This window comes from Xenococcus sp. PCC 7305 (assembly GCF_000332055.1).
Classification (GTDB): domain Bacteria; phylum Cyanobacteriota; class Cyanobacteriia; order Cyanobacteriales; family Xenococcaceae; genus Xenococcus.
The window spans coordinates 1-23,094 of record NZ_ALVZ01000120.1; the positions used below are offsets into that span (position 1 = coordinate 1).

Annotated in this window: 24 protein-coding genes and 1 rRNA gene; 12 read left to right on the top strand and 13 right to left on the bottom strand. The window is 39.5% G+C overall.

Annotation, left to right across the window (positions count from 1 at the left end; all coding sequences use genetic code 11):
• Positions 1 to 530, top strand: a 530-nt coding sequence (locus XEN7305_RS05975) for a calcium-binding protein (protein WP_006508465.1), incomplete at its 5' end; no start/stop codon positions are given.
• Here XEN7305_RS05975 and XEN7305_RS05980 read toward each other — a convergent pair.
• Complete coding sequence (locus XEN7305_RS05980) at positions 523 to 1,647, bottom strand: Stf0 family sulfotransferase (RefSeq protein WP_006508466.1); 1,125 nt, start codon at positions 1,645 to 1,647, stop codon at positions 523 to 525. The two genes, XEN7305_RS05975 and XEN7305_RS05980, sit on opposite strands and share 8 nt — an antisense overlap.
• Before the next feature lie 391 nt (positions 1,648 to 2,038).
• On the opposite strand from XEN7305_RS05980, the gene XEN7305_RS05985 reads away from it, so the two are divergent.
• The gene (locus XEN7305_RS05985) at positions 2,039 to 3,523 is read left to right on the top strand and encodes a tetratricopeptide repeat protein (RefSeq protein ID WP_006508467.1); all 1,485 of its coding nucleotides are present in this window, start codon (positions 2,039 to 2,041) and stop codon (positions 3,521 to 3,523) included.
• A 24-nt stretch (positions 3,524 to 3,547) separates the two neighbouring features.
• Here the strand turns inward: XEN7305_RS05985 and XEN7305_RS05990 are convergent, their stop codons facing one another.
• Complete coding sequence (locus tag XEN7305_RS05990) at positions 3,548 to 4,012, bottom strand: VOC family protein (RefSeq protein WP_006508468.1); 465 nt, start codon at positions 4,010 to 4,012, stop codon at positions 3,548 to 3,550.
• Positions 4,013 to 4,261: 249 nt separating this feature from the next.
• Here XEN7305_RS05990 and XEN7305_RS05995 point away from each other — a divergent pair, with 249 nt between their 5' ends.
• Together XEN7305_RS05995 and XEN7305_RS06000 are read left to right on the top strand one after the other, a co-directional pair.
• Positions 4,262 to 5,455: a Coenzyme F420 hydrogenase/dehydrogenase, beta subunit C-terminal domain gene (locus XEN7305_RS05995; protein ID WP_006508469.1), complete on the top strand. Its 1,194-nt coding sequence runs from the start codon at positions 4,262 to 4,264 to the stop codon at positions 5,453 to 5,455.
• A gap of 265 nt (positions 5,456 to 5,720) precedes the next feature.
• Positions 5,721 to 6,326 carry a DUF2808 domain-containing protein gene (locus XEN7305_RS06000; protein WP_071591321.1) on the top strand — a complete coding sequence of 202 codons (606 nt, stop codon included), beginning with the start codon at positions 5,721 to 5,723 and terminating at the stop codon, positions 6,324 to 6,326.
• Between the two features lie 37 nt (positions 6,327 to 6,363).
• On the opposite strand, the gene sipA is transcribed toward XEN7305_RS06000, so the two are convergent.
• Complete coding sequence (sipA, locus tag XEN7305_RS06005) at positions 6,364 to 6,579, bottom strand: regulatory protein SipA (protein ID WP_006508471.1); 216 nt, start codon at positions 6,577 to 6,579, stop codon at positions 6,364 to 6,366.
• A gap of 75 nt (positions 6,580 to 6,654) precedes the next feature.
• On the opposite strand from sipA, the gene XEN7305_RS06010 reads away from it, so the two are divergent.
• Positions 6,655 to 7,569 (top strand): cation diffusion facilitator family transporter, encoded by a 915-nt coding sequence (locus XEN7305_RS06010; RefSeq protein ID WP_006508472.1) that lies wholly within the window; start codon positions 6,655 to 6,657, stop codon positions 7,567 to 7,569.
• An 81-nt stretch (positions 7,570 to 7,650) separates the two neighbouring features.
• On the opposite strand, the gene XEN7305_RS06015 is transcribed toward XEN7305_RS06010, so the two are convergent.
• The 3 genes from XEN7305_RS06015 to XEN7305_RS06025 form a co-directional block, all read right to left on the bottom strand.
• Positions 7,651 to 7,974 carry a co-chaperone YbbN gene (locus tag XEN7305_RS06015; protein WP_006508473.1) on the bottom strand — a complete coding sequence of 108 codons (324 nt, stop codon included), beginning with the start codon at positions 7,972 to 7,974 and terminating at the stop codon, positions 7,651 to 7,653.
• 120 nt (positions 7,975 to 8,094) lie between these two features.
• A complete protein-coding gene (locus tag XEN7305_RS06020) occupies positions 8,095 to 8,868 on the bottom strand; it encodes a PspA/IM30 family protein (protein ID WP_006508474.1) in 774 nt (257 codons plus the stop codon).
• 119 nt (positions 8,869 to 8,987) lie between these two features.
• Positions 8,988 to 9,770: an SPOR domain-containing protein gene (locus XEN7305_RS06025; protein WP_006508475.1), complete on the bottom strand. Its 783-nt coding sequence runs from the start codon at positions 9,768 to 9,770 to the stop codon at positions 8,988 to 8,990.
• A 122-nt stretch (positions 9,771 to 9,892) separates the two neighbouring features.
• Here XEN7305_RS06025 and XEN7305_RS06030 point away from each other — a divergent pair, with 122 nt between their 5' ends.
• Positions 9,893 to 11,596 (top strand): DUF3685 domain-containing protein, encoded by a 1,704-nt coding sequence (locus XEN7305_RS06030; RefSeq protein WP_144053203.1) that lies wholly within the window; start codon positions 9,893 to 9,895, stop codon positions 11,594 to 11,596.
• 73 nt (positions 11,597 to 11,669) lie between these two features.
• Here the strand turns inward: XEN7305_RS06030 and ilvN are convergent, their stop codons facing one another.
• The 3 genes from ilvN to XEN7305_RS06045 all read right to left on the bottom strand — a co-directional run bounded on the left by ilvN (position 11,670) and on the right by XEN7305_RS06045 (position 14,622).
• A complete protein-coding gene (gene ilvN, locus XEN7305_RS06035) occupies positions 11,670 to 12,194 on the bottom strand; it encodes an acetolactate synthase small subunit (RefSeq protein WP_006508477.1) in 525 nt (174 codons plus the stop codon).
• A gap of 153 nt (positions 12,195 to 12,347) precedes the next feature.
• Positions 12,348 to 13,412 carry a chlorophyll a/b binding light-harvesting protein gene (locus XEN7305_RS06040; protein ID WP_006508478.1) on the bottom strand — a complete coding sequence of 355 codons (1,065 nt, stop codon included), beginning with the start codon at positions 13,410 to 13,412 and terminating at the stop codon, positions 12,348 to 12,350.
• A 145-nt stretch (positions 13,413 to 13,557) separates the two neighbouring features.
• A complete protein-coding gene (locus XEN7305_RS06045) occupies positions 13,558 to 14,622 on the bottom strand; it encodes a chlorophyll a/b binding light-harvesting protein (protein ID WP_006508479.1) in 1,065 nt (354 codons plus the stop codon).
• 473 nt (positions 14,623 to 15,095) lie between these two features.
• Between XEN7305_RS06045 and XEN7305_RS06050 the strand changes: the two genes are divergently transcribed.
• The 5 genes from XEN7305_RS06050 (at position 15,096) to XEN7305_RS06065 (ending at position 19,996) form a co-directional block, all read left to right on the top strand.
• The gene (locus tag XEN7305_RS06050; RefSeq protein ID WP_006508480.1) at positions 15,096 to 16,133 is read left to right on the top strand and encodes a chlorophyll a/b binding light-harvesting protein; all 1,038 of its coding nucleotides are present in this window, start codon (positions 15,096 to 15,098) and stop codon (positions 16,131 to 16,133) included.
• A 99-nt stretch (positions 16,134 to 16,232) separates the two neighbouring features.
• Positions 16,233 to 17,732, top strand: coding sequence for a chlorophyll a/b binding light-harvesting protein (locus tag XEN7305_RS06055; protein WP_006508481.1), 1,500 nt, complete (start codon positions 16,233 to 16,235; stop codon positions 17,730 to 17,732).
• A gap of 519 nt (positions 17,733 to 18,251) precedes the next feature.
• Positions 18,252 to 18,767, top strand: a complete 516-nt coding sequence (fldA, locus tag XEN7305_RS06060) for a flavodoxin FldA (protein ID WP_006508482.1) — start codon at positions 18,252 to 18,254, stop codon at positions 18,765 to 18,767.
• Between the two features lie 121 nt (positions 18,768 to 18,888).
• The gene (locus tag XEN7305_RS27425; protein WP_006508483.1) at positions 18,889 to 19,113 is read left to right on the top strand and encodes a hypothetical protein; all 225 of its coding nucleotides are present in this window, start codon (positions 18,889 to 18,891) and stop codon (positions 19,111 to 19,113) included.
• A gap of 103 nt (positions 19,114 to 19,216) precedes the next feature.
• Positions 19,217 to 19,996: an alpha/beta fold hydrolase gene (locus XEN7305_RS06065; protein WP_006508484.1), complete on the top strand. Its 780-nt coding sequence runs from the start codon at positions 19,217 to 19,219 to the stop codon at positions 19,994 to 19,996.
• A 50-nt stretch (positions 19,997 to 20,046) separates the two neighbouring features.
• On the opposite strand, the gene XEN7305_RS06070 is transcribed toward XEN7305_RS06065, so the two are convergent.
• The 3 genes from XEN7305_RS06070 to XEN7305_RS06080 form a co-directional block, all read right to left on the bottom strand.
• Positions 20,047 to 20,967, bottom strand: a complete 921-nt coding sequence (locus tag XEN7305_RS06070; RefSeq protein WP_006508485.1) for an NAD(+) kinase — start codon at positions 20,965 to 20,967, stop codon at positions 20,047 to 20,049.
• Positions 20,968 to 21,060: 93 nt separating this feature from the next.
• The gene (locus XEN7305_RS06075; RefSeq protein WP_006508486.1) at positions 21,061 to 21,285 is read right to left on the bottom strand and encodes a photosystem II protein, Psb35-related; all 225 of its coding nucleotides are present in this window, start codon (positions 21,283 to 21,285) and stop codon (positions 21,061 to 21,063) included.
• A 222-nt stretch (positions 21,286 to 21,507) separates the two neighbouring features.
• Complete coding sequence (locus tag XEN7305_RS06080) at positions 21,508 to 22,041, bottom strand: COP23 domain-containing protein (protein WP_006508487.1); 534 nt, start codon at positions 22,039 to 22,041, stop codon at positions 21,508 to 21,510.
• Positions 22,042 to 22,401: 360 nt separating this feature from the next.
• Between XEN7305_RS06080 and XEN7305_RS06085 the strand changes: the two genes are divergently transcribed.
• On the top strand, positions 22,402 to 22,866 hold the full coding sequence (locus XEN7305_RS06085; RefSeq protein ID WP_083889318.1) for a pentapeptide repeat-containing protein: 465 nt from the start codon (positions 22,402 to 22,404) through the stop codon (positions 22,864 to 22,866).
• A 92-nt stretch (positions 22,867 to 22,958) separates the two neighbouring features.
• Here XEN7305_RS06085 and rrf read toward each other — a convergent pair.
• Positions 22,959 to 23,076, bottom strand: a 5S ribosomal RNA gene (gene rrf, locus XEN7305_RS06090).
• Positions 23,077 to 23,094: the final 18 nt, after the last annotated feature.

Consider the following 23,094-nt stretch of genomic DNA (forward strand, 5'->3'; position numbering starts at 1 on the left):
ATGATGACGATGTAATATTGGGAGAAGCTGGCAATGATGCTCTCGATGGCGGCAATGGCGATGATCAGATTTTTGGACAAGATGATGACGATTCAATATTCGGAGGAGATGGCAACGATACCCTAGGTGGCGGCACTGGCAATGATCAGATTTTTGGTCAAAATGATAACGATGTCATAGTGGGAGAAGCTGGCAATGATACTCTAGGTGGTGGCAGTGGCAATGATCAGATTTTTGGTCAAAATGGTGCTGATTTTCTAACCGGAGGTTTAGGAGTAGATACTTTAACCGGAGGCTCTGGCAGTGATCGTTTTGCAATTCTTTCTAGCCTGAGCGCTAACCAGGACATCATTCAGGATTTTCAAAATGGAGTTGACCTCCTTTATTTGACTGGGGAGCTAACTTTTGAGGGGCTGATTATTAATGGATTCGAGGATAACACCCAAATTATTGAGAATTCTACAGATGAAATTTTAGCAGTTCTAGTTGGCATAGATCCGGCGGAGATAACTCCTCTTGACTTTATTTGATATGATAATTTTCCTTGAATTTTTGAATAATCTGGTTGGACAGATCCGACTTGGTTTGTTTTAGGTTTGTTCGAATATTTAAGTCTATTTTCTGATTATCTATCCCCAGATATGTCAAGATATCACTAATATATTTATGGGGATCTCTTGCTAAATCTTCATACTTGACCATTAAAGGTTCTATTCCATTATCTCGGCAAAAGTTTTCGAGATATTTCTCCTGTTGACACAGAAAATTATATCGTTTATTTATCTCGTTTAAATCAATATCATCCAGCGAGATCTCGTCTATTTTTTCTTGGTATTTTTGTTGTTCTAATTTATTTGAAATATGATAAATCTGCGTTTTTTGGGCGATGAATATAGATACAGCTTGAGCGACTTTATTCTCCCTGATCAGAAAAATATATTTAGAGAAGTACTTATTCAAAAAGGTATCAATATTTAAATCTCTTCTTCTATATGAAGGTAAAAAGTGGGAAATTATTTTAGTGCCAAAGACTCTATTGGGAGTGGTTGTACGAGTCATAACAGTTTGCAGATATCGGATATGATCAAAACCGCAATTACGAGCTAATACTGCTGCATGGTCCCTTAACTTTTCAGCTGGAAATCCAGCCAAGCCAGTCGATTCTAAGAGATTACACAAAAAGGTGGAGCCAGAACGAGGCCCCGATATTATTGCATAGGATAAGCTAGGTTCTCTAAATGTCACGTCAGCTGTTTGCAATATCTTGTCTTGATTTGACAGAATATTGACGAGGATATCAGAAAATAATTTGACTATTTGAATATTTATATTTTTGCCAGCAATGGATTCTGTTACTTGTTCATGGACAACATGTTCATCGCTTGCCGAAGCTACAATAATTGTATATTTAGCTAATCCTTCTAGACCCTGTAAAAAAAGACTCAGCTTGTCTTTATCCTCTGGATCAGACCAACAATAATAATAATTCGAAGATTTCTGTTGAGAAGTTGAATTCTGTAAATCAATATTAGTTTTTAGATAAGAAAGAGTTAATTCATCTGCAATAAAGATCAAATGATTCTGTAACCCCAGGATATCGATTAATCTAGTTTCTTGCAGATTAGCAAATATTTGTTCTGTATTCATATTAACTAGTATTGATTTTAATATAAGATTATTAAGTGTAAATAATTTCGGTGATAGGCTTTTGCTACTATTTCTTTAGTCATCAAACTTACCAGAAAATTAAGATAATCGTCGAATAAATGTTGATATTTTCCTCAAGATAATAAAAATATCAACATCTGTTTGCCCCATAGAATTTACGCTTAATCACTACAAACACATTTAGCACAAGCATGAATAAATTTCGGAAACCAAGCAAGTTGTCTCTTTCATTTATTCCTTAAAAGTTTATTAACTTAATTTCATTAGGGGAGCCAGACTAATGAATCAAAACTATAATATAGCGGAATATCTGAAACTGGTCATCTTCTTTGTCCTGAAAGCTAACCTAAAAAAATCATTTTAATATTTCGTGAGTTATAACTACCTAATACAAACGGTCTCTGAATGTGCAGCAGCTTTTGCTGATCAACAAGACAATCCTGACCATTGGCAACCTATTTGTCGAGAGTTAGGAAATTTACTTCAGGGTATGGGTCGATTTGAAGAGGCTATTACTTGGCATTCTTTATCTTTAGAAAGTCAACCGAACTTAGCGGAAATCTATGCTCAATTGGGAAGACTGTCCGCCCAAGAGAAAAATTGGGATGTTGCGATCGCTTTTTTTGAGAAGGCTCTCGAATCCATTCCGGACTCGGTACATATTTATTCTAATCTTGCTCAAATCTATGGTCAGACAGGCAAGCGAGAATTAGAAACAGACTGTTGGTACAAAGCTGTTGAGCTCAATCCAGATTTAGTAAATGCTCAAGGCTACTATAAACTAGGTCAAGCATTTGAAGAACAGGGCAAAGTAGAGGAAGCAATCGAATGTTACCAAAAGGCCGGCGATCGCGAAGCCGCATTATTGCCAGCTCATTATAAAATAGCAGAAATCAAACTTCGACAAAGAGATTTAGAGGGAGCAAAAGCTTGTTTTGAACATATTATCCAACAGGATTTTAAGCAACCTCAAGCACATTATCAATTGGGAACTATCCTATCTCATCAGCGAAAATTTGAATCTGCAACCATAGAATTCAACCATACAATTAAGTTGGCACCCGACTTTGCCAGAGCCTATTCTAGTCTAGTACAAGCCTTGATCAGACAGAAAAAATGGGACGAAGCGATCTCTACCTGCCATTCCATTCTCAACTTAGTAGAAGAATTCCCTTGGATTTATTCTCTATTGGGCAATGCCTTGCAAGCCAAAGGAAAAATAAATGAAGCCGTTGCTGCCTATCAAAAAGCCTGCGCTGGCAGAGGATGGCAGGAATGTTTAACCAACAATTATTTTATTCCCGTAGATCACTTTACCAATCGCCTTGCCATATTTGAGACTCATCTTTTACCCTTCGCCAATCAAGAAAATTTTGCAGCTTTAGAAGTTGGAAATGATTTGGGAATGTCTGCTTGTTGGTTGCTCGATAAAATATTAACTAGCCCTTCTGCCCGACTAACCTGTGTAGATAATCCCTTCAACAGTAAATTAGAAGAAAATCTTATCAAAACTGGGTCTATAGATAAGGTGACATTGCGGGGCGATAATATTCCGCAACATCTTGCCTTATTGAAACCGCTAAGTTTTGATTTTGCCAATCTCCAGTATAGAAAAAGACAATGGGACTATGTAAAAGAAAATACGGAACTAGCCTGGAAGGCAGTGAAAGTGGGAGGAATTGTCTTTGTTGCTGGTTATGGTTGGCAAATACCTAATAATCCTGAACAAAATGTCAAAAAGGGAGTTGATATTTTTCTTGAATCAATTAAGGGTCAATGGGAAGCTGTTGCCCATCATCCTCAGGCTTTTATGTTAATCGTTCGAAAAACAGCTCAATCTAAAGACAAAGAGTAAAATTTTTGCCTATGTGTTTGAGAATCAATTCTCAGGAGAACAGCGAATTTCGAGGATAAACCCATCTGGATCATAAAAATAAACACCTCTGCCCGTAGGACGAGTCACGGGTTCTATCGCAATTGTGACATTGTTTTGACGAAGCACCGCTACGGCATGCTCGAATAATTGAGGGGCAATATCAAAAGCTAGATGATTAGCGCGGGTAAAACTTTTCGTGGGATCTATATCTGGAGGAGATAATTCCGGCTCCCAAAATAAGTCAATCACTGTACCGTCAGGAGTCACAAAATTGGCGACTTTGCCCTCTTGGACTAATTTGGTCAAAGTTGTCGGAACCTCTTCACCCGTCAGCTCATGCAATCCTAAAATTTTTCCGTAAAAATATCGAGATTTGTTCATGTCTTGAACATTGAATGCGATATGGTGGACTTGGCGTAAATCGCCCTTGCTCAGTCCGATCAATCTTGCTTTTTCTCGGATATTCATGAGGTTTTCGGTAATATTATCGAGGGTATAAAGTTTTAGAAACCAGCATTAGGAAAATTAATATCAATAATAGATAGTTTATCATCCAGACTAATCACCAGTTGTAGCTTAAGAACCTAAAAATAGAGCTAATTCCTCAATAATCCTTGACTGATAAGTCTCACAAATCCGCTAAAGTACGGAGATTCTGGGATAATAAAATATGGTCAGCTACTTTTGACATTACCTAGATATTAAGAATATTTTTATATGCCTCCTACTGCCTCTCATAAAAAAGCTAAAGCCTTAAAAACTGGTAGTCGCCGCCCAGCCAAAGAACTCTGTAGTGAATGTGGTTTATGCGACACTTATTATATTCACTATGTCAAAGAAGCTTGTGCCTTTCTCAATCAACAGGTGGCCGCATTAGAAGAGCAAGCCCATGGACGGAGTCGAGATTTAGATCAGGAAAATGATATTTATTTCGGTGTTCATCAAGAAATGATGGCGGCACGAAAAAAAGAACCCATAGAAGGAGCCCAATGGACAGGAATAGTTAGTAGCCTGGCCTGCACCATGCTGAGGCGGGGATTAGTAGAAGGTGTAGTCTGTGTTCAAAACACAAAAGAAGATCGTTTTCAACCTTTTCCCATAATTGCCAGAACTCCTGAGGAAGTTTTGGCCGCAAAAGTTAACAAACCCACACTTTCACCGAATTTGTCTGTTTTAGAGCAGATAGAACAGTCGGGAATGAAAAGATTATTAGTGATTGGGGTTGGTTGTCAGATTCAGGCATTAAGAGCGGTGGAAGCAGAGTTGGGATTGGAAAAGCTCTATGTTTTAGGCACTCCCTGTGTGGATAATGTGAGTCGGGAGGGTTTACAAAAATTCTTGGATACGACAAGTAGATCTCCTGAGACGGTGGTGCATTATGAGTTTATGCAAGATTTTCGGGTTCACTTCAAACATCAAGATGGTTCTGTTGAAAAAGTCCCGTTCTTTGGCTTGAAGACTAATAAACTTAAGGATGTTTTTGCTCCTTCTTGCATGAGTTGTTTTGATTATGTCAATTCTCTGGCTGATATAGTTGTAGGCTATATGGGTGCGCCTTTTGGCTGGCAATGGATCGTGGTTCGCAATGATACAGGGAAAGAGATGTTGTCATTAATCCAGGATCAAATTGATACCCAACCTGTGATGAGTAAGGGCGATCGCAAGCAAGCTGTGCAACAAAGTATTCCTGCCTATGACAAGGGAGTCACCTTGCCGATGTGGGCCGCAAAAATGATGGGTGTGGTTATTGAGAAGATTGGCCCTAAGGGTTTAGAATATGCCCGTTTTTCGATCGATTCACATTTCACTCGCAATTATCTTTATCTTAAACGCAATCATCCTGAGAAGTTGGCGGATCATGTTCCCGACTATGCGAGGAAGATTGTTGAGCAATATGAACTGCCTGATTGAGTTAAGAGCCCTCTATGGGGTTATGGCTGTTTCCTCCTAGGTAAATAAATGGGGACTTGGGGATTTGGGGACTGGGAGACTGGGAGACTTGGGGAAATCTGAAAAATCAAATTTTTCAGTTCCGCCAATCCAAACCTTTACAGCGATCGCAAGAAACACTATTCAAAAGATAGTTTTATAGACTCCCCCAAAGATCCGTACTTTCCCTGGTATTAAATCTACAATATAAGGAAAAAGCGACTGTCTTATGCTAAAACACTTTAAGATGAACTCTACATTACTTGCTTGTGTATCTTCACCAATAGTTATCTTAGCGATCGCAATTGCGGGTAATACATTAACTTCCAACTCAACTATTGCCGAATCCAATGTTGGAGAAACCAAACAAACCGAATATATTCCCCAAGTTGCCTTTCGCAAAGCACCTCGACTAGTAGATATCTATACTACTTTTAATACAGTGAGAATGAGGAGTGCAACTTATTATTTCGACGTCACCATACCAGAAGATGCGGGGGCACCTTTACATAAAGTTGCCATTGAGCTGCGCCAAGGACAAGAGGAGATTTATTATAAGTTGGAAAAAACAGTTGCTTATCTTGGTGACCATCGTCGCAAAGGGGACAAGTTGGCTCTAGAAACTGTCAGCATAGACGAATCAACGGGAATTATCACTGTAGAATTTACTGAGCCACTTCCTCCAGATACCACCTTTACTATTGGCTTAAAACCAAGAAGAAATCCTGATTATGACGGTATTTATGTTTTTGGGGTTACTGTGTTCCCTCAAGGAGAAAATCCCTATGGTTTATATTTAGGCTCTCGAAGTTTAACTTTTTATTCTGGCTATGATGGCTTTTTTGGTTATTGATGGCAGATGGGAAGAATTTAGCTGTGGAAATGAAGAATTAGACAACTATTTCGAGATATTTTTTATCAAGTAAAAAAGAGCCATTAGGAAAAAGAACCCCATAATAACCACCAGGCCGGCGGTCTAAGATAACTCCTTCAGCGCCGATCGCCAAAATATCGGGAGAACGAAGCATTGGCATGGGCTCAGCTGTTTTAATATAGGGTGGTGAGGCTATTAGCTTGACGCGATCGCCAACTTTGATAGTGTTCATATTGATTTGTGAGCTCTAGAAACCCAATTTATATGTTCCGTTCCCTCTCTTGGTCAGCGTTCCCGATTCCCCAAAATGAAAGATAATCGTGTCCAAGTTCGTCGAGTACTTTGGATAACCTTATTGCTGAATATATTTGTGATGACCTTAAAAACCATCATTGGGATGATCACGGGTTCTCTTAGTTTACAAGCAGATGCACTGCACAGTGTTACTGATAGTGCGAATAACGTTTTAGGTTTGGTTGCTAATCGTTTTTCCTCGCCCTATCCCGATCGCGAACATCCCTATGGACATCAGAAATTCGAAGGTTTAGGCGCTTTGGGAATCTCGACTTTTTTGGGCATAGTTTGTTTTGAAATTTTCAAGTCTGCGATCGCAAGAATCTTTGTCGAAAGTAAAGCTGTTACAATCTCGCCTATAGAATTAGCTTTATTGCTCATAGTTTTAGTAGTTAACATTTTCGTGGCAACCTACGAATCCCGCGAGGGCAGACGGATTAATAGTCCAATTTTAATTGCCGATGCCAAACATACCATGAGCGATATTTGGGTTACCTTATTGGTGATTGGTGGCTTGGCGGGAATTTGGCAAGCCCAAGTTTGGGATATTCCCCAATTACAATGGTTGGATGTTGTATTAGCTTTTCCCGTGGGTTTATTAGTTTTTCGCAGTGGCTGGGAGATTCTACAAGATAATTTACCTTGGTTAGTCGATGCGGTCGCGATCGCCCCAGAAGCCATTCATCGTACGGTTATGGAAGTGCCTGGTGTGATCAATTGTCATGATATTGCCTCCCGAGGGGTCATTGGCAGACAAGTTTTTGTGGAAATGCATCTAATTGTCGATGCCACTGATGTGAAAACTGCCCATCAAATTACTGAAGCAGTAGAAGATAGATTAGAAAGTAAATATTCGCCAATTCGGATTTCCATTCACATCGAACCACCAGATTATAAGAGTGAACATATTAGTTTTGGTTCCGAGTAGGGACGATTCGCGAATCGCCCCGAAGTCAATGGTATGTTCTTTCCTAAAAATCACCTTAGAGAAAATCCTACAGGTTTAAGCTTATAAATGATCATCCAACATGGTTTGTATTTGTTGTTTGCCCATTGCCCCCTCACGGGAAACCACGATGTCATTATCTTTAAATAATCTTAGAGCAGGAACCCCTTCTACCTGACATTTTGCTCTGGATTCGGGGTTGGGATCTACTTCCAATTTTACTACTTTTAAGCGATCGCTATAAGTATCAGCTATCCAGTTAATGGTTGGCGACACCAGGCGACAAGGGCCACACCAAGGAGCCCAGAAATATACCAAAACTGGTTGCTCTGATTGACTTACTTGATCATCAAATCCCGTATCATCAATTTCGATTACTTTACTCATTTCTTAAAACTCCATCTGGTCAGTTATTAGTCATTAGTCCCGTCTCATCAAGCGGGATAATATTATCAGTTATCAATCACGAAATAAAATAACTATAGTTACTGTATTACTATTTACTGACTAATTATCTTTCAATTCGGAGCGTAGTTTTTCTAATTCGATGTCAATACCTGTATCGCCAGAACTCCCACTTTGACCTTCTTCCCCAGGTAAAACTGCTTGAGAAGGTTCCGCCCCAGGCAGTTGGGCTTTCATCATTGCCAACTCATCTTCGATATCTTGTCCTGCTTCTAATTGCCTAAATTGTTCATCAACACTAGCTCCTCCTTCCAACTCTCCTGCAACCTGAGATTCTGCTTCTAGTTGCATCACTTTATCTTCCATTCTCTCGAAGGCACTCATAGAACTACTAGTGTCAATTCCACTGAGCAGATCGCGAGATTCTTTTTGTGCCTTAGCAGCATTTGCTCTGGCTTTGAGCATATCTTTCTTGCTCTTAGCTTCGACAATTTTTCCTTCTAATATTCTAGTGTCGCGTTTCAGATTGCTTACGACCTCAATTTGCTGTTGTAATTGAATCTCTAATGTATTCAAGGCTTCAGCAAAAGGTTTTTTGCGGATTAAGGCTTCTCGGGCTAGGGTTTCATCTCCTTTGGAAATTGCTAACTGTGCTCTTTCTTGCCAAGTAGCAACCTGCTGTTGATTTTTCTTATATTGTAGTTCAGTTTTTTTCTGAGTTGCGATCGCGGTAGCTAGAGCTTGACGCATTTTCACCGCATTTTCCTGCATCTCCACAACAGCTTGTTCGAGAATTTTTTCTGGATCTTCCGCCTTACTAACTAAATCATTTAAATTAGATGTAATTACTCGACCAAGACGATCAAATAAGCTCATAATTCCCGCAATATCCTTTATATTTAGTAGACAATAAACACCTTTTTCAGCCGACAAACTTGACTACTGTTTTGATGACAAGGTTTTGTGGCTATTAATTGACTAATAAATATTATAGACTAACCCTCAGAAGGATAAATATAAGCATAAAACCCTTCCTTTTTAAGTTTTTCTAAAAATTGCTGTGCCAATTCTTTTTGTCCAAATGCACCCATATAAATGAATACGCCTTCTTCTAAGGTAATTAGAGAAACATTGGGAACTTTCTCCTTTGCCAAGGCTAAAGAGCTATCGCCTGTATATTCACTGAGGATATAGTAATATTGGGTCGGAATTTGAGTGGAATAAGAATTAGGTCTTTGGGCTATATTGAGCGGAGGAATAGCTAAAGGAAGCATTGTTGTGGGGTCGGTTTCTGTTTGTTGGAGAAGCGAATCTTCTTCCGTGGGAGTTGGGGGAACTGTACTGAGATTAGAAGCTTTTAATTCGATAAATTCTTTGGAAGATAGATCTATGTTGCCAACTTGAGATGGGTTGATCTGCTCAATTTCAGGTTCAGGGGAGAGCTCAGTTTTGGGCTTTTGAGTTAAGAGGACAATAGCCGATAAAATATTAGCTATCAGGACAATTGCGATCGCAATCAGGGTCGTCTTTTTCCCAGAAAACTCAATTGATTCGGAGGATGGATTATCTAGCGGCCGTGAGTTAAGATGATTTTCGGTCTGTCTGTTTATTTGTTCAAATAGAAAATTATTTGGCCTTTTTTTTATATCCTTAGTTAATAGTTTTGCTGATGCCAAACGACCATTAGGATTTGCCTTAGGAGGATTAAAAATATTAATTTGTCCAGTCAGAAATGGTTTATGAACAATAGTAGATTGTTTTTTCTGCTCAGAAGACATAAGAAATAAAGGATGAGGGATGAGGGATGAAGGATGAGGGATGAAGGATGAGGGATGAGGGATAAAGGATGAGAAAGTTAAGGATCTACAACAGGATAACCGAACATTGTTTAAAGTGTTAATTGCTAATTGCTTATGAGATGATGCCAGAAAATCAAATCGAACTTTTCATTCTCGATCGCGATCCGATTTTTCGTCTAGGACTAGATACTGCACTAGCAGATTATGCCGAGTTTTCTGTCGAATTAATAGCTGAAACCATTGAAGATCTCTTTGAGGCTTTAGACCGAGGATTTATACCCGACATTCTGATTCTGGGATGGAGTTACGATGATTCTGCATCGGATTCTTGCTGGCAATTATGTAAGCAGCTACTAGAGAGATTTCCCGAACTAATAATTTTGTTATTGGCTTCAGGTTTGCAACCTCAAGAGTTGGCAAAAATTCAAGGAGTGGGAGTCAGAGGTTATTGCCCGAAAGGAACCAATATTGATACCTTGGCATTCTCTTTAAATTGTATAAATTCAGGGGAGATTTATTGGCAAGGAGATAATTCCCCCGTAGCAGAAACCCCAAACCTATGGCAAAAAGCTCTATCTAGCTTTAGCAATTCAGGCCAAGAGGAGATTGCACAAGACATTCAGGCCATTGAAAATAGCTTAAGCGAAAATGATTTACCAACCTTAAAGCGATTACTTTTGTTGGGTCGCAAAAGAGAATTACAAGCGGCTAATTGGCTAGTGAGACGATTGGGAGATGAGAAACAGCAGGAACCGCTTAAAACATCTGAATCATCCCCCATATTGCCAGAATCTCAAGGTTTGCAATTATCGACTATTCCCCAATTTGCGATCGCCAAAGATGATCCTGATTCTGTCGTTTCGAGAATATTTAATCGTGTTGCCCAAGATATTAGTCTAGGACTTGTTAATAGCACCAATCTATGGCTAGAAATTGATATTTTACAACCCCGAAAAAAACAAGAATTACATTATATTATCCTGGAAACCTTAGCCACAATCCTCCAGGACTTAAACCGCGAACAAGAATTAGCACTGCAAATACGGGTCGGTCTCAGAAATATTTGGACGCAATCGGCAATCCAGTTCTTTTTTGATAATTATGAAGCGGCAATCGAAATTGACAAAGCAGAGTTCAAGAATCTGTTTGTTCAAGAATATGTTAGTTTTCAGGAAAATATTTGTAGTAAAATCTATTTTGCTCCAGATCTTTTTACTTATTTAGCTTGGGAATATCCTCTAACCATAGACCGGGTTACCTATCGAGTTGATTCTCCCGAGGCGATCGCAAGAGCAGTAAATTTACTGCATAATCTGACGTTGCGCATTGCCAATGGCATTATGCAAATGATTTTGAACAATTTTGCAGATTTAGAGGTTTTTAAGTATAGAATTTACCTCAACAATTATCGCAGCTCCCGCGCGATCGCCCACTTCCGCAATGAAATATCTTGGGGATATCGTTCAGAAAAATATTGGCTAATGCCCAAGGACATTTTTGAAAGTTCTTATCAAATCCTGACTTTGAGTCGTGGGAAGATTATCAATGCAGCCATCTACGCCCCAAGAACCGAAGAATTATCTCGCCTAAAAGGACTGCCTTGGCTCGCAACTATTATTCTCGAACTAAGAGACGCGATCGCGCCCCGTTTACGCTCTATTTTAGGACTATTAGGAGCGAGCTTAGTCTTTACTCTCACACAAGTTATTGGCAAAGGTATTGGCTTAATTGGCAAAGGAATTATTCAAGGCTTAGGAAGTACTATCGGCGATCCTAAATCTCGCAACAAAAAAAGGAAAATCTAGAATTCAATCCACTCTCTTTGACCCATTACCCATTACCCATTACCCATTACCCATTACCCATTACCCATTACCTTTATTGATAAACCTTAGCTTCCAAAGATTTAAGATACTCAGTATTCACTCCAGATTCCCTAACTAAAGCGATTTTGCCAGTCCGCGAAATTTCTTTGATGCCAAATTTATTAAGCATCTGAATAATAGCCACTAGCTTACCTGGATCTCCAACTACTTCAAGGGTTACAGCTTCATCAGCAATATCAACAATCCGAGCCCGAAAAATTTGCACCAACTGAATTACTTCTGCTCGATTAGCTGCTGTTGCATTTACTTTAACCAACATCAACTCTCTTTCAACCGAAGGAGTTTGAGTTATATCCTGTACTTTAAGCACACTAATCAATTTGTAGAGTTGCTTGATTAATTGCTCGATAATTGTGTCATCCCCAGGAACCACCATCGTAATCCGAGAAACTCCCACTTTTTCCGCTGGCCCCACTGCCAAACTCTCAATATTAAAACCGCGACGGGCAAATAATCCGGCAATTCGAGTTAAAACTCCTGCTTCGTCTTCTACTAAAACTGAAATCGTATGTTTCATTATAAAATCTGTAGTGAATAATCCGCTGTAGCTAAGTTGAGACTAACATTTTACCTTTTTGCCGAGCATTTTTGAAGAAGTCACTAGCTAGGGCATGTCGTTAATTAATTACAAGTAAAAGTGACATACCCTAATAACTTTGATGAATACAAGCTATGAACCCACGCCAGAAAGCAAGACCAAACTCACAACAATAATTGCTAGGGTCACAAATCCAGCCGCCGTTGCCTTTGCGCGATCGCTGTCGCTAACCACTCCCAAACTATTAGCTTCCGCTTGTCCCTTCAGAGCATGCCAAACATGACCTCCAAGAAAAGTTACACAAAGCAGCGATTGTACTCCGGCAAAGAAACTACGATCCATACCGTAAAATTCTGGAGGAAAAGCCAAATCATTGAAACTAACAAAATAAGCAGAAGTAAAAGCCATCAAAGCAACTCCAGCCAAACTATAAGATAAAATAGCATGACCATTGTAAGTTAAAGCTTTTTTTGCCCAATCCATTGGTGGCACGACGATATGCCAAGCTCCACCAGCAATACAAGCAACGCCAACCCAAATATGGCCCCCAACAATATCCTCTAGACTATTGACCGCTGCCATCCCCAGAGGATTCCAAACGCCATCATTTAAACCCACAAGATAACCAAAGATCGGCACAGGATTGAGGGTCGGATCACTAATGATTCTCACATTGCCCACGACCGAATCATAAATACCACCCCATAATGTCGCTTTCCCGACAAATAATAAAGCTGCGACTCCCAGAAAAATTAAATGATGACCCAAAATAAACCCCATTTTCTGTGGGTCGTTCCACTCATAATGAAATTTTACAGCGCGAGCTTGACCATCGTTGAGGTTGGCTACGCCTTTAAAAACATGGAATAGACCTCCAGCACCAAGAACGGCAGAAGAAACCAAATGCAAAATTGCGATCACTAAATAGGGATAAGTATCTGTAACTAAACCATTGGCACCAATACCCCAACCCAAACCTGCTAGATTCGGAATCAATAATAATCCCTGTTCCGAAATAGCTACATTCGGGTTCAGGTTGCTCAATTCTAATAAAGTAATAGAACCTGCCCAAAACATGATCAAGCCAGCATGAGCGATATGAGCTCCGAGTAATTGACCTGATAAATTAATTAAACGAGAATTTCCAGATAACCAATCATAGTTAGCGGAACGCCCCAATGATGTTGTTGCTGTCATAATTATTGTAATTTGAAAATTTATACAAAAATTGCAAGAAAGCCTAATGCAAAGGCCAATTTGCATTAGGCTATGATTTAGAGAGAGAACACAAAATGACAATTCAAGGATTAACCCAATGAACTATTTCAACGACAGCAGTCTTTTAGGCGGTTTTAGAAGTAGTTGAAGAGGTTATTGGGGGATTCCCTGCATTGTCAAGAGCATTGGTAACCCGTTTGAAGTCAAAACCAATCGCCCGTAGAGCATGCCAGAGATGACCTTGTAGGAAGAAGAAAGCCAAGAAAAAATGAGCATTTGCTAGCCAAGCACGGGCAGTATGCACCCCTGCTGGTAAGTCTGCTGTGTCAGCAAAGTAAGGAACAACTCCTAATTTCACTTCTAATACTTGACCATAAAATTCTGGGGGATAAGCCAAAGTATTCACTGCGCAGAAATAAGCAGCCACAAAACCGGCAATGGAAATACCACCAAGAGAATAAGAAAGAATTGCTTCTCCTTCAAAACTTAGTAACTTCTTCGCCCAACCCAGTGGCGGCGTAATAATATGCCAAATACCGCCAGCAATGAGGAGAAAACCAACATATATGTGACCGCCGACCAAATCTTCTAAGTTATCTACCGCAGCAAAATGAGTTTGATAGCCGTAGATCGTCAAAGGACTTAGTGTCGGATCAGTAACTACGCGCAGATCACCAATCACAGAATCGTATAATCCGCCGAAGAACATCGCTTTGGCAACCAACAGCAATGCTCCCGCACCTAGGAAAATTAGATGATGACCCAAGATAAAGCCTAGTTTTTTGGGGTCGTTCCACTCAAAGTGGAATTTCGCCGCCCGACCACCAGCTTCCTTTAAAATTCCCGGACCTTTTAAGGTGTGATAAAGTCCTCCAGCGCCAAGAACAGCAGAAGAGATAAGATGGATGGCTCCAATAACCAAGTAAGGATAGGTATCAATAATCTGACCGCCTTCGCCTACTCCGTAGCCCAAAGTGGCTAAATGAGGGAGCAGTATGAGACCTTGTTGTCCCAGAGGTAGATCTGGGGAATATTTAGATATTTCGAAAAGCGTAAATGCCCCCGCCCAAAAAACGATTAGGGCAGCCTGAGCAACATGGGCCGCGATAAATGTACCCGATAGATTAGCTAGTCGAGCATTTCCTGCCCACCAATCGTATTTAATTTCCGTTTTACCGTAGGCTTGCAAAACAAAACCTCCTAATTAAATGTGATCAAAACCAAATTTCACCGAATGATTTGAGAAAGAAGAAGTAAGGAAAACTTGATTCTCCTTACCCTTAGACCTGCACTATCATCATCCTTGGTCACTTTTTTGACTTGTTACTAATTATTATCAACAAGCTCAAGGACAATTTCATTCTGCACTATTGATAATCTATCGCAAAAAATAAATAACAAAACTTAACACAAATTGGCGATCACGTCTTCTCTATATCAGGCGACTTCCAAAGAAATACCTGGGGTTTTAGATGGTGAAAGCTCGTAAGATAGGGAGCTTCACTAGCAATCAAACTTAAGGAATATTCAAAAAGGGTTTTAAATAATCATGGTATTTTTTGATACAAAAGAAAAATATTGTCAATAATTTATTTTTTGTTGTAAGCTAAACGGGAAATTATTGATTGTAATTCTCAATTACTTACAAGATGGGTAAATATTATGACAGCCGTAATAGATAGAAATAAGAGACTAGAAGACGATTCTGGAGTGCCTTGGTGGTCAGGAAATGCTCGTTTGAAAGATGTTTCCGGTAAGTTACTGGGTGCCCATGTTGCCCATGGAGGATTAATTGTGTTCTGGGCAGGGGCAATAACTCTGTTCGAACTTTCTCGGTTTGACCTCTCGCAACCAATGTACGAGCAAGGCTTAATCCTATTGCCCCATTTGGCTAGTCTAGGTTGGGGAATTGGTTCGGGCGGTCAAATTATAGATACTCACCCCTACTTTGTGATTGGAGCTTTGCATCTAATTTCTTCGGCTTTTCTCGGTTTCGGCGGTATTTATCACGCTCTGTGGGGGCCAGTATATCTAGAAAATAGCTCAGAGTTTTTTAGTTATCAATGGGAAGACACATATAAAATGACCAATATTATCGGGATTCACCTCGGTTTATTAGGTTTAGGCGCATTTTTATTGGTTGCTAAAGCGATGTTTTTTGGTGGCTTATACGATCCTACGATTGGAGAAGTACGAGTTATTAGCGATCCGACTCTCAATCCTTTAATTATCTATGGCTATCAAACCCATTTTGCATCGGTAGATAACTTAGAAGATGTGGTTGGTGGTCATATCTGGGTCAGCATATTGCTACTTTTAGGAGGTATTTGGCATCTTAATACCAAACCTTTTGCTTGGACAAAAAAATTATTTGTTTGGTCCGGGGAAGCTTATCTAGCCTATAGTTTAGGGGCTTTAGCTTTGATGGGATTTGTCGCGGCATATTTCTGTGCAGTGAATACGACAGTCTATCCGGAAGCTTTTTATGGTGCTCCTTTAGGAATTAAGTTAGATATTTTTCCCTATTTCTCGACTGACAACTCGACCTTACTCTCTTCGAGAGCTTGGCTTGCTAATGCACATTTTTGGCTGGCTTTCTTCTTTCTCCAAGGTCATCTTTGGCATGCACTCAAAGCTGCTGGTTTTAACTTTGGCACAGGAAAAATTGATCCCAATTACAATCGCCCTGAACCCCTTTAGGACAAAAGTTTCTCTTATTTTAAAGGTGTTAGATAGATATTAAGTTAAACCTAACCCCTAACACCTAAAACCTAACCCCTAATTAAAGAGGTGAAATAAATGAGCGCGATCGCATACAATAAAACACCAACAATCGGTTGGTGGGCGGGTAATGCCCGTTTCGTTAATCTATCGGGTAAGCTACTGGGAGCCCATGTCGCCCATGCTGGCTTAATAGTATTTTGGGCTGGAGCAATGACCTTCTTTGAGATTGCTCATTACAATCCGGCATTGCCACTCTACGAACAGAGTTTGATTATCTTGCCTCACCTAGCGACTCTGGGAATTGGGGTAGGTGATGGTGGTCAGATTATTGATACCTATCCCTATTTCGTCATTGGAGTTTTTCATCTAATTTCTTCAGCAGTCTTAGGCGCTGGAGGTCTGTATCATGCCCTGCTAGGTCAGGAAGTCTTAGAAAGTAATAAATACAATTTTCAAGGCTTTTTTGGCTATGATTGGCAAGATGAGAATAAGATGACCAGCATCATTGGGATTCATCTAGTACTACTCGGATTGGGTGCCTATTTACTGGTCTTTAAAGCCATGTTTTGGGGCGGGTTGTTTGACCCTTGGGCGGGAGATTTTGGTCAAGTCAGAATCATTACAGATCCAACAATAAATCCAGGACAGATATTTGGTTATCTCTTCGGTGCATCTGGTGAAGGGGGAATGGCCGCAGTTCATAATCTAGAAGATGTGGTTGGAGGACACCTATGGGTCGGCTCAATCTGTATCTTAGGTGGTTTATGGCACATGGCAACTAGACCATTTGATTGGACAAAACAGGTCTTAGTTTATTCAGCAGAAGCCTATCTTTCCTACAGCTTGGCAGCAGTGGCTTACATGGCATTATTTGCCGCCTATTTTTGCACCGTAAACGATACAGTGTATCCCGAAGTGTTTTATGGGCCAGTAGGTTTAATTGAAACGAACACTGGCGTAGTAACTGCTCGGGGATGGTTGGCAAGTTTCCATTTTGTATTTGCCGTTTTGTTTATTTTTGGTCATATTTGGCATGCCATTCGCGCTAGAGGTGCTGCTGCTGGTTTTGATTTTAGTGCTGGGGACACTCTAGTTACTTTTTCTGGAAATCCTCAAATTGGGAATTTTGATACACCTCTAAACTCGTCTGATTTTAGTCTTTGGTTATTAAAATATCTTCCTATTTATCGTCCAGGAACCTCTCCTCTTTTCCGAGGCTTAGAAATCGGCATGGCTCATGGATACTGGCTCTTTGGCCCCTTTGCCTTACTGGGTCCTCAAAGAGCTTCAGAGCAGGGGAACCTGATTGGGTTATTAAGTGCTTGCGGCCTCGTGATAATTATGACGGCTTGTCTGTCTATTTATGGCAATGTTTCTTTTCGCAAAGAATTTGATCCTCAGAATTTAACTTATGCCACAGCAAATCCCGTCGTCCCTGAATCGCTAAAAACGGTTGATGGTTGGAGTCAATTTGCCGCCGCCTTTTTTGTTGGAGGTATGGGAGGAGCATTTTTTGCTTATCTCATCTATGACAATCTAGCTATCTTGCAAGAAATATTTAGTGGTAGATTTTAATTGTTTCGGGGGAAAGTATTTTTTGAATTTTATTGCAAAAGATTATTAATAGTGTTAAAATTAATTCATGACATTTTCCTCACATTTTAAATGTTCTACTAATTGAGTTGTCGGGAGCTAGGTAAACAGCAGACTAGTTCCTCAGCTCCTTTCTTCAAGCTTTTCTAGTTCTCCTCATGATTCATTAATCTTTTTTTTAAGAGTCTGAATTGTAGGATATGAGTAAATAATTATTCAGCAATTTTATAAAAATATTTTGCAATTATTTATTTCTGATGTGGAGAGCAAAAATAGGGGTTCCACATTTATTGGTTTACTTGCCATGAGACATTGCTGTCCTTGTTGCACTAACAATTTGCTGCGACATCTTAACCAAACACATATTTATTGGTTTTGTTCTTGTTGCAAACAAGCAATGCCGATTATTGAGGATCAGCCAATGAAGCAAAAGCCACAACAAACGTTTTCTGGTCTTTAACTAGTAGATTTTCAAATTTTACAAATAAACAGGAGTATTCAATGAGTAAAGTTGGTCTTTTTTACGGTAGTACTACAGGAAAAACAGAATCCGCAGCCGAAATGATCCAATCTGAATTTGGCGGGAGTAGTGTAGTAACTCTTCATGAAATTGCTGATGTTAGCGATAGTGATTTTGAGCAATATGATTTTTTGATCATTGGCGCTCCTACCTGGGATATCGGCGAACTACAAGCAGATTGGGATGGCTTCTACAACGATGATCTAGATAGTATTGATTTCAGCGGTAAAACTGTTGCCTATTTTGGCACAGGCGATCAATTAGGCTATGAAGAAAATTTCCAAGATGCGATGGGAATCCTGGAATCAAAAATCTCTAGTCTTGGGGGAAAGACTGTCGGTTATTGGCCCACAGATGGCTATGAACATGAAGCCTCCAAAGCAGAGAAAAATGGCAAGTTTGTCGGACTCGCTTTAGATGAGGATAATCAATCAGAATTAACAGAGTCCCGGATTAAGACTTGGGTAGCACAAGTCAAAAAAGAATTTGGAATTTAAAGGTTTGCCTTGGGAGTTCTCCTTCTCTGGGTTGAGAGAAAAAGTAGTTGTTTGATCCTGATTGTATGTCGCGAATGCTTTTTCTCTTTCTTCTTCACCTTATTATCGATATTTCTAAATTATGCTTCATTCTATATTTTGTGTTGTTTTTTGGTTAGTTATTGGTGGTCTTGTCGCTGGTAAACTATTGCGAAAAACAAATCAAGGCATTAATTATATAAAGAAAATACATCAAATACCCTGCTCCAATTGTGTTTATTTCACAGGAGATCATCGTCTCAAATGTACAGTTAATCCTGTAAATGCACTGACAGAAGATGCGATCACGAAGTGCCAGCCCTGCTGATCGCATGTAGAGATTTTGCGAGTAAGTCTTATTCTTCAATCAATAACAAAGTAATAATTACAAAATAACAAATAACAATTTTTCAATACACAAGGAACAAATAATGTCTAAAGCAATTCAATATGTCTGGATTTCTGCTAATCCCAGTTTAAGTAAGTTTGATAATAGATTGATTCGTTGTCTATCGAAAAAAAATATTGTTGCCCGATGGGAATATTATCAAAATCAAGATGAGCCCAGTTCACTACAAATTGCCTTGACTTTATTGACTGATTATCTAAAATCCATACCGAATAAGGTGCATTTAATTGGACATGGCACAGGTGGATTACTAAGCTTGCTTTACACTCGCAAACATCCAGAAAAAGTTAAATCTCTGACTTTACTGGGAGTTGGCGATCGCCCCGCCGTAGACTGGCAAATTCATTACTATGCCATGAGAGCCTTATTGCCTTGCAGCCAGAGAATCGTCTTAGCACAGATGGTGCAAAGACTTTTTGGGCACCAAAATCAATATTACACGAGAGGATTGAGCGAGATTCTCAAACAAGATCTCAAGACATCTCCATCACCTCATTCGTTATTTCGCAACGTAAAAATCCCTGCTGGAGGAGTAGAAGTTCCCTTAATGATTTGTGGCAGCAAAGATGACACCATTGTCGATAATAATTCTTTGAAGCGTTGGTATGGCTATTTTAAAGAGGGTGATATTTTGTGGGAATTTTCTCAAGGGCATCATTTTTTCCATTATTTCTATCCTCAAGAAGTTAGTCGGCAAATTTTAAGATTTTGGGAACAGTTTAGCGACATTCAAGAATTTAGAAATCGGATCGAAGAAGAATATAACAATAATTTATTGCCGAATACCAAGACCATTTCTTGAGTAAAATTAGCACTTATTACCCATTACCCATTACCCATTACCCACTCAAATTATTGTCCATTATTGTCATAATGAACCCTAGTTCCTGCCCATTGCAATTTATCTCGTAAAGTTTGATAAAAAGAATAGGTTTCTCTCAAAAGAATGAATTTCGCTTGGAAATTTGCCATTCTAACAATAACTTTTTGCCCAGGCCAAATTTTGGTAGCTAACGCGCCATCAGTCCATAGTTTAGTATTTACTTCATAGTCACCTAAAGACCAAACACTCACAATACTAGCAGGGGGCAAAATTAAAGAGCGACTCGAAAGACTAAGAGGACAAATAGGCGTAATCGCGATCGCTTCCATGCCCGAGTGTAAAATAGGGCCGCTTGCCGAGACAGTATATCCAGTAGATCCTGTAGGAGTGGCCACGATCAACCCATCCCCACTATATTGATCAACAAGTTGACCATCTACTTCCATCTCCAAAATTGACGTGGGCATCCGATCTTCACTGCCAGGTTTAATACACATTTCATTAAGGCAGAAAAAGGTTTCACTCACAGCAGTTAGATTCGCGATATCTGGTCCTTCATATAATCTTGCCTCTAGCATCATTCTTTTTTGAACTGCATAGATATCGGAGCGCAAGCGCTGCCACACATTTTGAGTATCCTTAAATAATTCAAAAGGTTCCGTTAAAAAACCAAGATGACCTCCAACATTCACAGCTAGAATCGGAATCTTTTCTGGCGCAAGATGTCTAGCCGCCGAGAGAATTGTGCCATCCCCTCCTAACACTATAGCGAGATCTATTTTAGTAGTGACAGAAGCCAAAAAAACGGGATAAGGATTGTCCTTAACCCCGCTTGGGCCCAATAAAACCTTGCATTGAAGACCTTCAAGTTCTTGGGCACATTTTTCTGCCCACTGCTTACTACGACTGTGACCTGCTTTGTAAGCGATAATAACCTGCTTTAATTCCACGCTTTGTATCAAGTGAGATTTATAGTCCTTAGATTATTATGCTAGCGGGAGAGCAAAAAAAAATCTTCTTAGTTCATAAAATATCTTAGTTTTTTACAAATTATTACTGCTAAAAGCATCTAAACCATAAGCTAAGACTCTTTCTCCATGATCAGTCTCTTTGCCTGTTATTACTTTTGCTAATTCCTCAAAAGAGTTAGATTTTAAATTACGCTCGTGGATAGGTTTAGTTTGTTCTCCTCGGAAATATGCTTGAGTCCCGATAATTGAAGCCGCAACCCAACCAATGATTAAAACACTTACAAGAATAGTTACCATGATTATATTATTACCTTTTGTTTCTTTATGTAAATCAATGTAACAACTACTTGCAATAAATTACCATAAGTGATCGGTAGGGTTTTCCGTATCTGTTTTCAAGGCTATCATCCAATTTTTCCTCCGTTAGTCCTTGACTGCAGAATGATGAGAAAAAGCCATCAATTAGCGTAAACTCAAGCATTTATTAGGGGTAGAGAGTTCTAATTCCTGATTTTCTGATTATTCCGCAGGAAGATTTTCGATAAAGTTATTTACATCAACATAAAATTCGCCCTGAGAATAAAATGCTGTATCACTTTCGTTTAAAACAATGGTTTGACCACTAACACTACGACGAAAATTGACTAATTGAATTAGAACCTTTTCCGGATCTGTTTCAGAATTGAAAGTAATCAAAACATTTTGCTCAGGACATAGGCCGCCACGAAGTTGAGCTACACAAATCACTGGTAAATTGTTGACGACACCTGTCCGGATATACTTTAAACTTCCTGAGTCTAGAAAATTCTGAAAACGCTTGGAAACCTCCACACAACGTTTTTGAGGAGTCCATTGCTCAGAAAATTTGGTTTCCCATTCGACTAACTTCACTCTGCCTCTAGGAGTGTTCACAAAGGTATTCCATTGACCTTGAAGTTGAGCGCAATAGTAAGTATTATCGATGGATGCTTTGCTTTCTGGAGTAAAAGCGACTGCATTACCCAAGACAAAACCTAAACTTGTAATTATCCCCGCTAATAATTTCCCTTTCATTATGATCCTTGTAATATAGACACCACTTAGATGATTTTAGTATCAGTAATACTACGTAACTCAACTAAAATCTAAGTAAATATACGTAAGCTAAATCTCCGTATGACATTGATTGTAGCGAAAGTTGATTACAAAAAAGACAATGTCTTGACAAAAATTTTACAAAAATCACAAAAAACCTCATTCAATGTCAATTAATTCCCTAAAATACAATTTGAATCAAAAAAGCAACTTATTCGTGAATAGCTGTTGTAGTATGAAAATATCTTGAACATTAATGTATTATCTATTTAACTTAAATTAGGAGAAATAATGAAGCCTCTATTGCTATTTATATCAACCTTGACTCTATTCTCAATAATGGGAGACATCCCCGGTCATACGCAGAATAAAGAAGACGCCGAACAAGTAAGAACAACCAAAATCTGTAGAAACTGTGATCTTAGTGGAATTAATTTAACCAATGACGACTTGATTAGTGCTGTTCTGCCTGGCACAGACTTGAGCAGGGCAAGACTAGGACATGCAATCCTGATTAGTGCTTATCTACCCAACGCTGACTTGAGCGGTGCTACGCTGAGAAAAGCATATCTTCCAAGCGCTTACCTAATAGATGCAAATCTCACCGAAGCCAATCTAAGCAAAGCATATTTGAGTGACGCCAACCTCACAGGTGCCAATCTAACTGGAGCCAACCTGAGCAAAGCTGATTTAACTCGTGTAAACCTAACTGGAGCGGACTTAACTAATGCAATCCTTGATTCAGCGCTGATTTGCAACACAATAATGCCTGATGGCACAATTGACACTAGCGGGTGTAAGTGAACATAAAAAGGACATGTTAAAGCAAAAAGCCCTCTTCTCATTGATTGGAAGGGGGCTTTTTGTTGTTTTTTTGTTTGTTGATGGAATGATAAACCTGGCACTGAGCTATTTTTCCGGGGGGCTACCCCCCAAGTATCTTCGCCGCTGCAACGTTTCACTTTCGAGTTCGGGATGGAGTCGAAGTGGGGCCATTGCGCTACTAGCACCAGGAAAGCTTTTTGGGCTCCT

Bases quoted from the DNA above. Each gene is read 5' to 3' on its own strand.
- XEN7305_RS05980 (WP_006508466.1), bottom strand. From the start codon at position 1,647: ATGAATACAGAACAAATATTTGCTAATCTGCAAGAAACTAGATTAATC.
- XEN7305_RS06085 (WP_083889318.1), top strand. From the start codon at position 22,402: ATGGGAGACATCCCCGGTCATACGCAGAATAAAGAAGACGCCGAACAA.
- XEN7305_RS05990 (WP_006508468.1), bottom strand. From the start codon at position 4,012: ATGAATATCCGAGAAAAAGCAAGATTGATCGGACTGAGCAAGGGCGAT.
- fldA (WP_006508482.1), top strand. From the start codon at position 18,252: ATGAGTAAAGTTGGTCTTTTTTACGGTAGTACTACAGGAAAAACAGAA.
- XEN7305_RS06080 (WP_006508487.1), bottom strand. From the start codon at position 22,041: ATGAAAGGGAAATTATTAGCGGGGATAATTACAAGTTTAGGTTTTGTC.
- XEN7305_RS27425 (WP_006508483.1), top strand. From the start codon at position 18,889: ATGCTTCATTCTATATTTTGTGTTGTTTTTTGGTTAGTTATTGGTGGT.
- XEN7305_RS06075 (WP_006508486.1), bottom strand. From the start codon at position 21,285: ATGGTAACTATTCTTGTAAGTGTTTTAATCATTGGTTGGGTTGCGGCT.
- XEN7305_RS05995 (WP_006508469.1), top strand. From the start codon at position 4,262: ATGCCTCCTACTGCCTCTCATAAAAAAGCTAAAGCCTTAAAAACTGGT.
- XEN7305_RS06065 (WP_006508484.1), top strand. From the start codon at position 19,217: ATGTCTAAAGCAATTCAATATGTCTGGATTTCTGCTAATCCCAGTTTA.
- ilvN (WP_006508477.1), bottom strand. From the start codon at position 12,194: ATGAAACATACGATTTCAGTTTTAGTAGAAGACGAAGCAGGAGTTTTA.
- XEN7305_RS06000 (WP_071591321.1), top strand. From the start codon at position 5,721: ATGAACTCTACATTACTTGCTTGTGTATCTTCACCAATAGTTATCTTA.
- sipA (WP_006508471.1), bottom strand. From the start codon at position 6,579: ATGAACACTATCAAAGTTGGCGATCGCGTCAAGCTAATAGCCTCACCA.
- XEN7305_RS06040 (WP_006508478.1), bottom strand. From the start codon at position 13,412: ATGACAGCAACAACATCATTGGGGCGTTCCGCTAACTATGATTGGTTA.
- XEN7305_RS06050 (WP_006508480.1), top strand. From the start codon at position 15,096: ATGACAGCCGTAATAGATAGAAATAAGAGACTAGAAGACGATTCTGGA.
- XEN7305_RS06055 (WP_006508481.1), top strand. From the start codon at position 16,233: ATGAGCGCGATCGCATACAATAAAACACCAACAATCGGTTGGTGGGCG.
- XEN7305_RS06010 (WP_006508472.1), top strand. From the start codon at position 6,655: ATGAAAGATAATCGTGTCCAAGTTCGTCGAGTACTTTGGATAACCTTA.
- XEN7305_RS06015 (WP_006508473.1), bottom strand. From the start codon at position 7,974: ATGAGTAAAGTAATCGAAATTGATGATACGGGATTTGATGATCAAGTA.
- XEN7305_RS06020 (WP_006508474.1), bottom strand. From the start codon at position 8,868: ATGAGCTTATTTGATCGTCTTGGTCGAGTAATTACATCTAATTTAAAT.
- XEN7305_RS06025 (WP_006508475.1), bottom strand. From the start codon at position 9,770: ATGTCTTCTGAGCAGAAAAAACAATCTACTATTGTTCATAAACCATTT.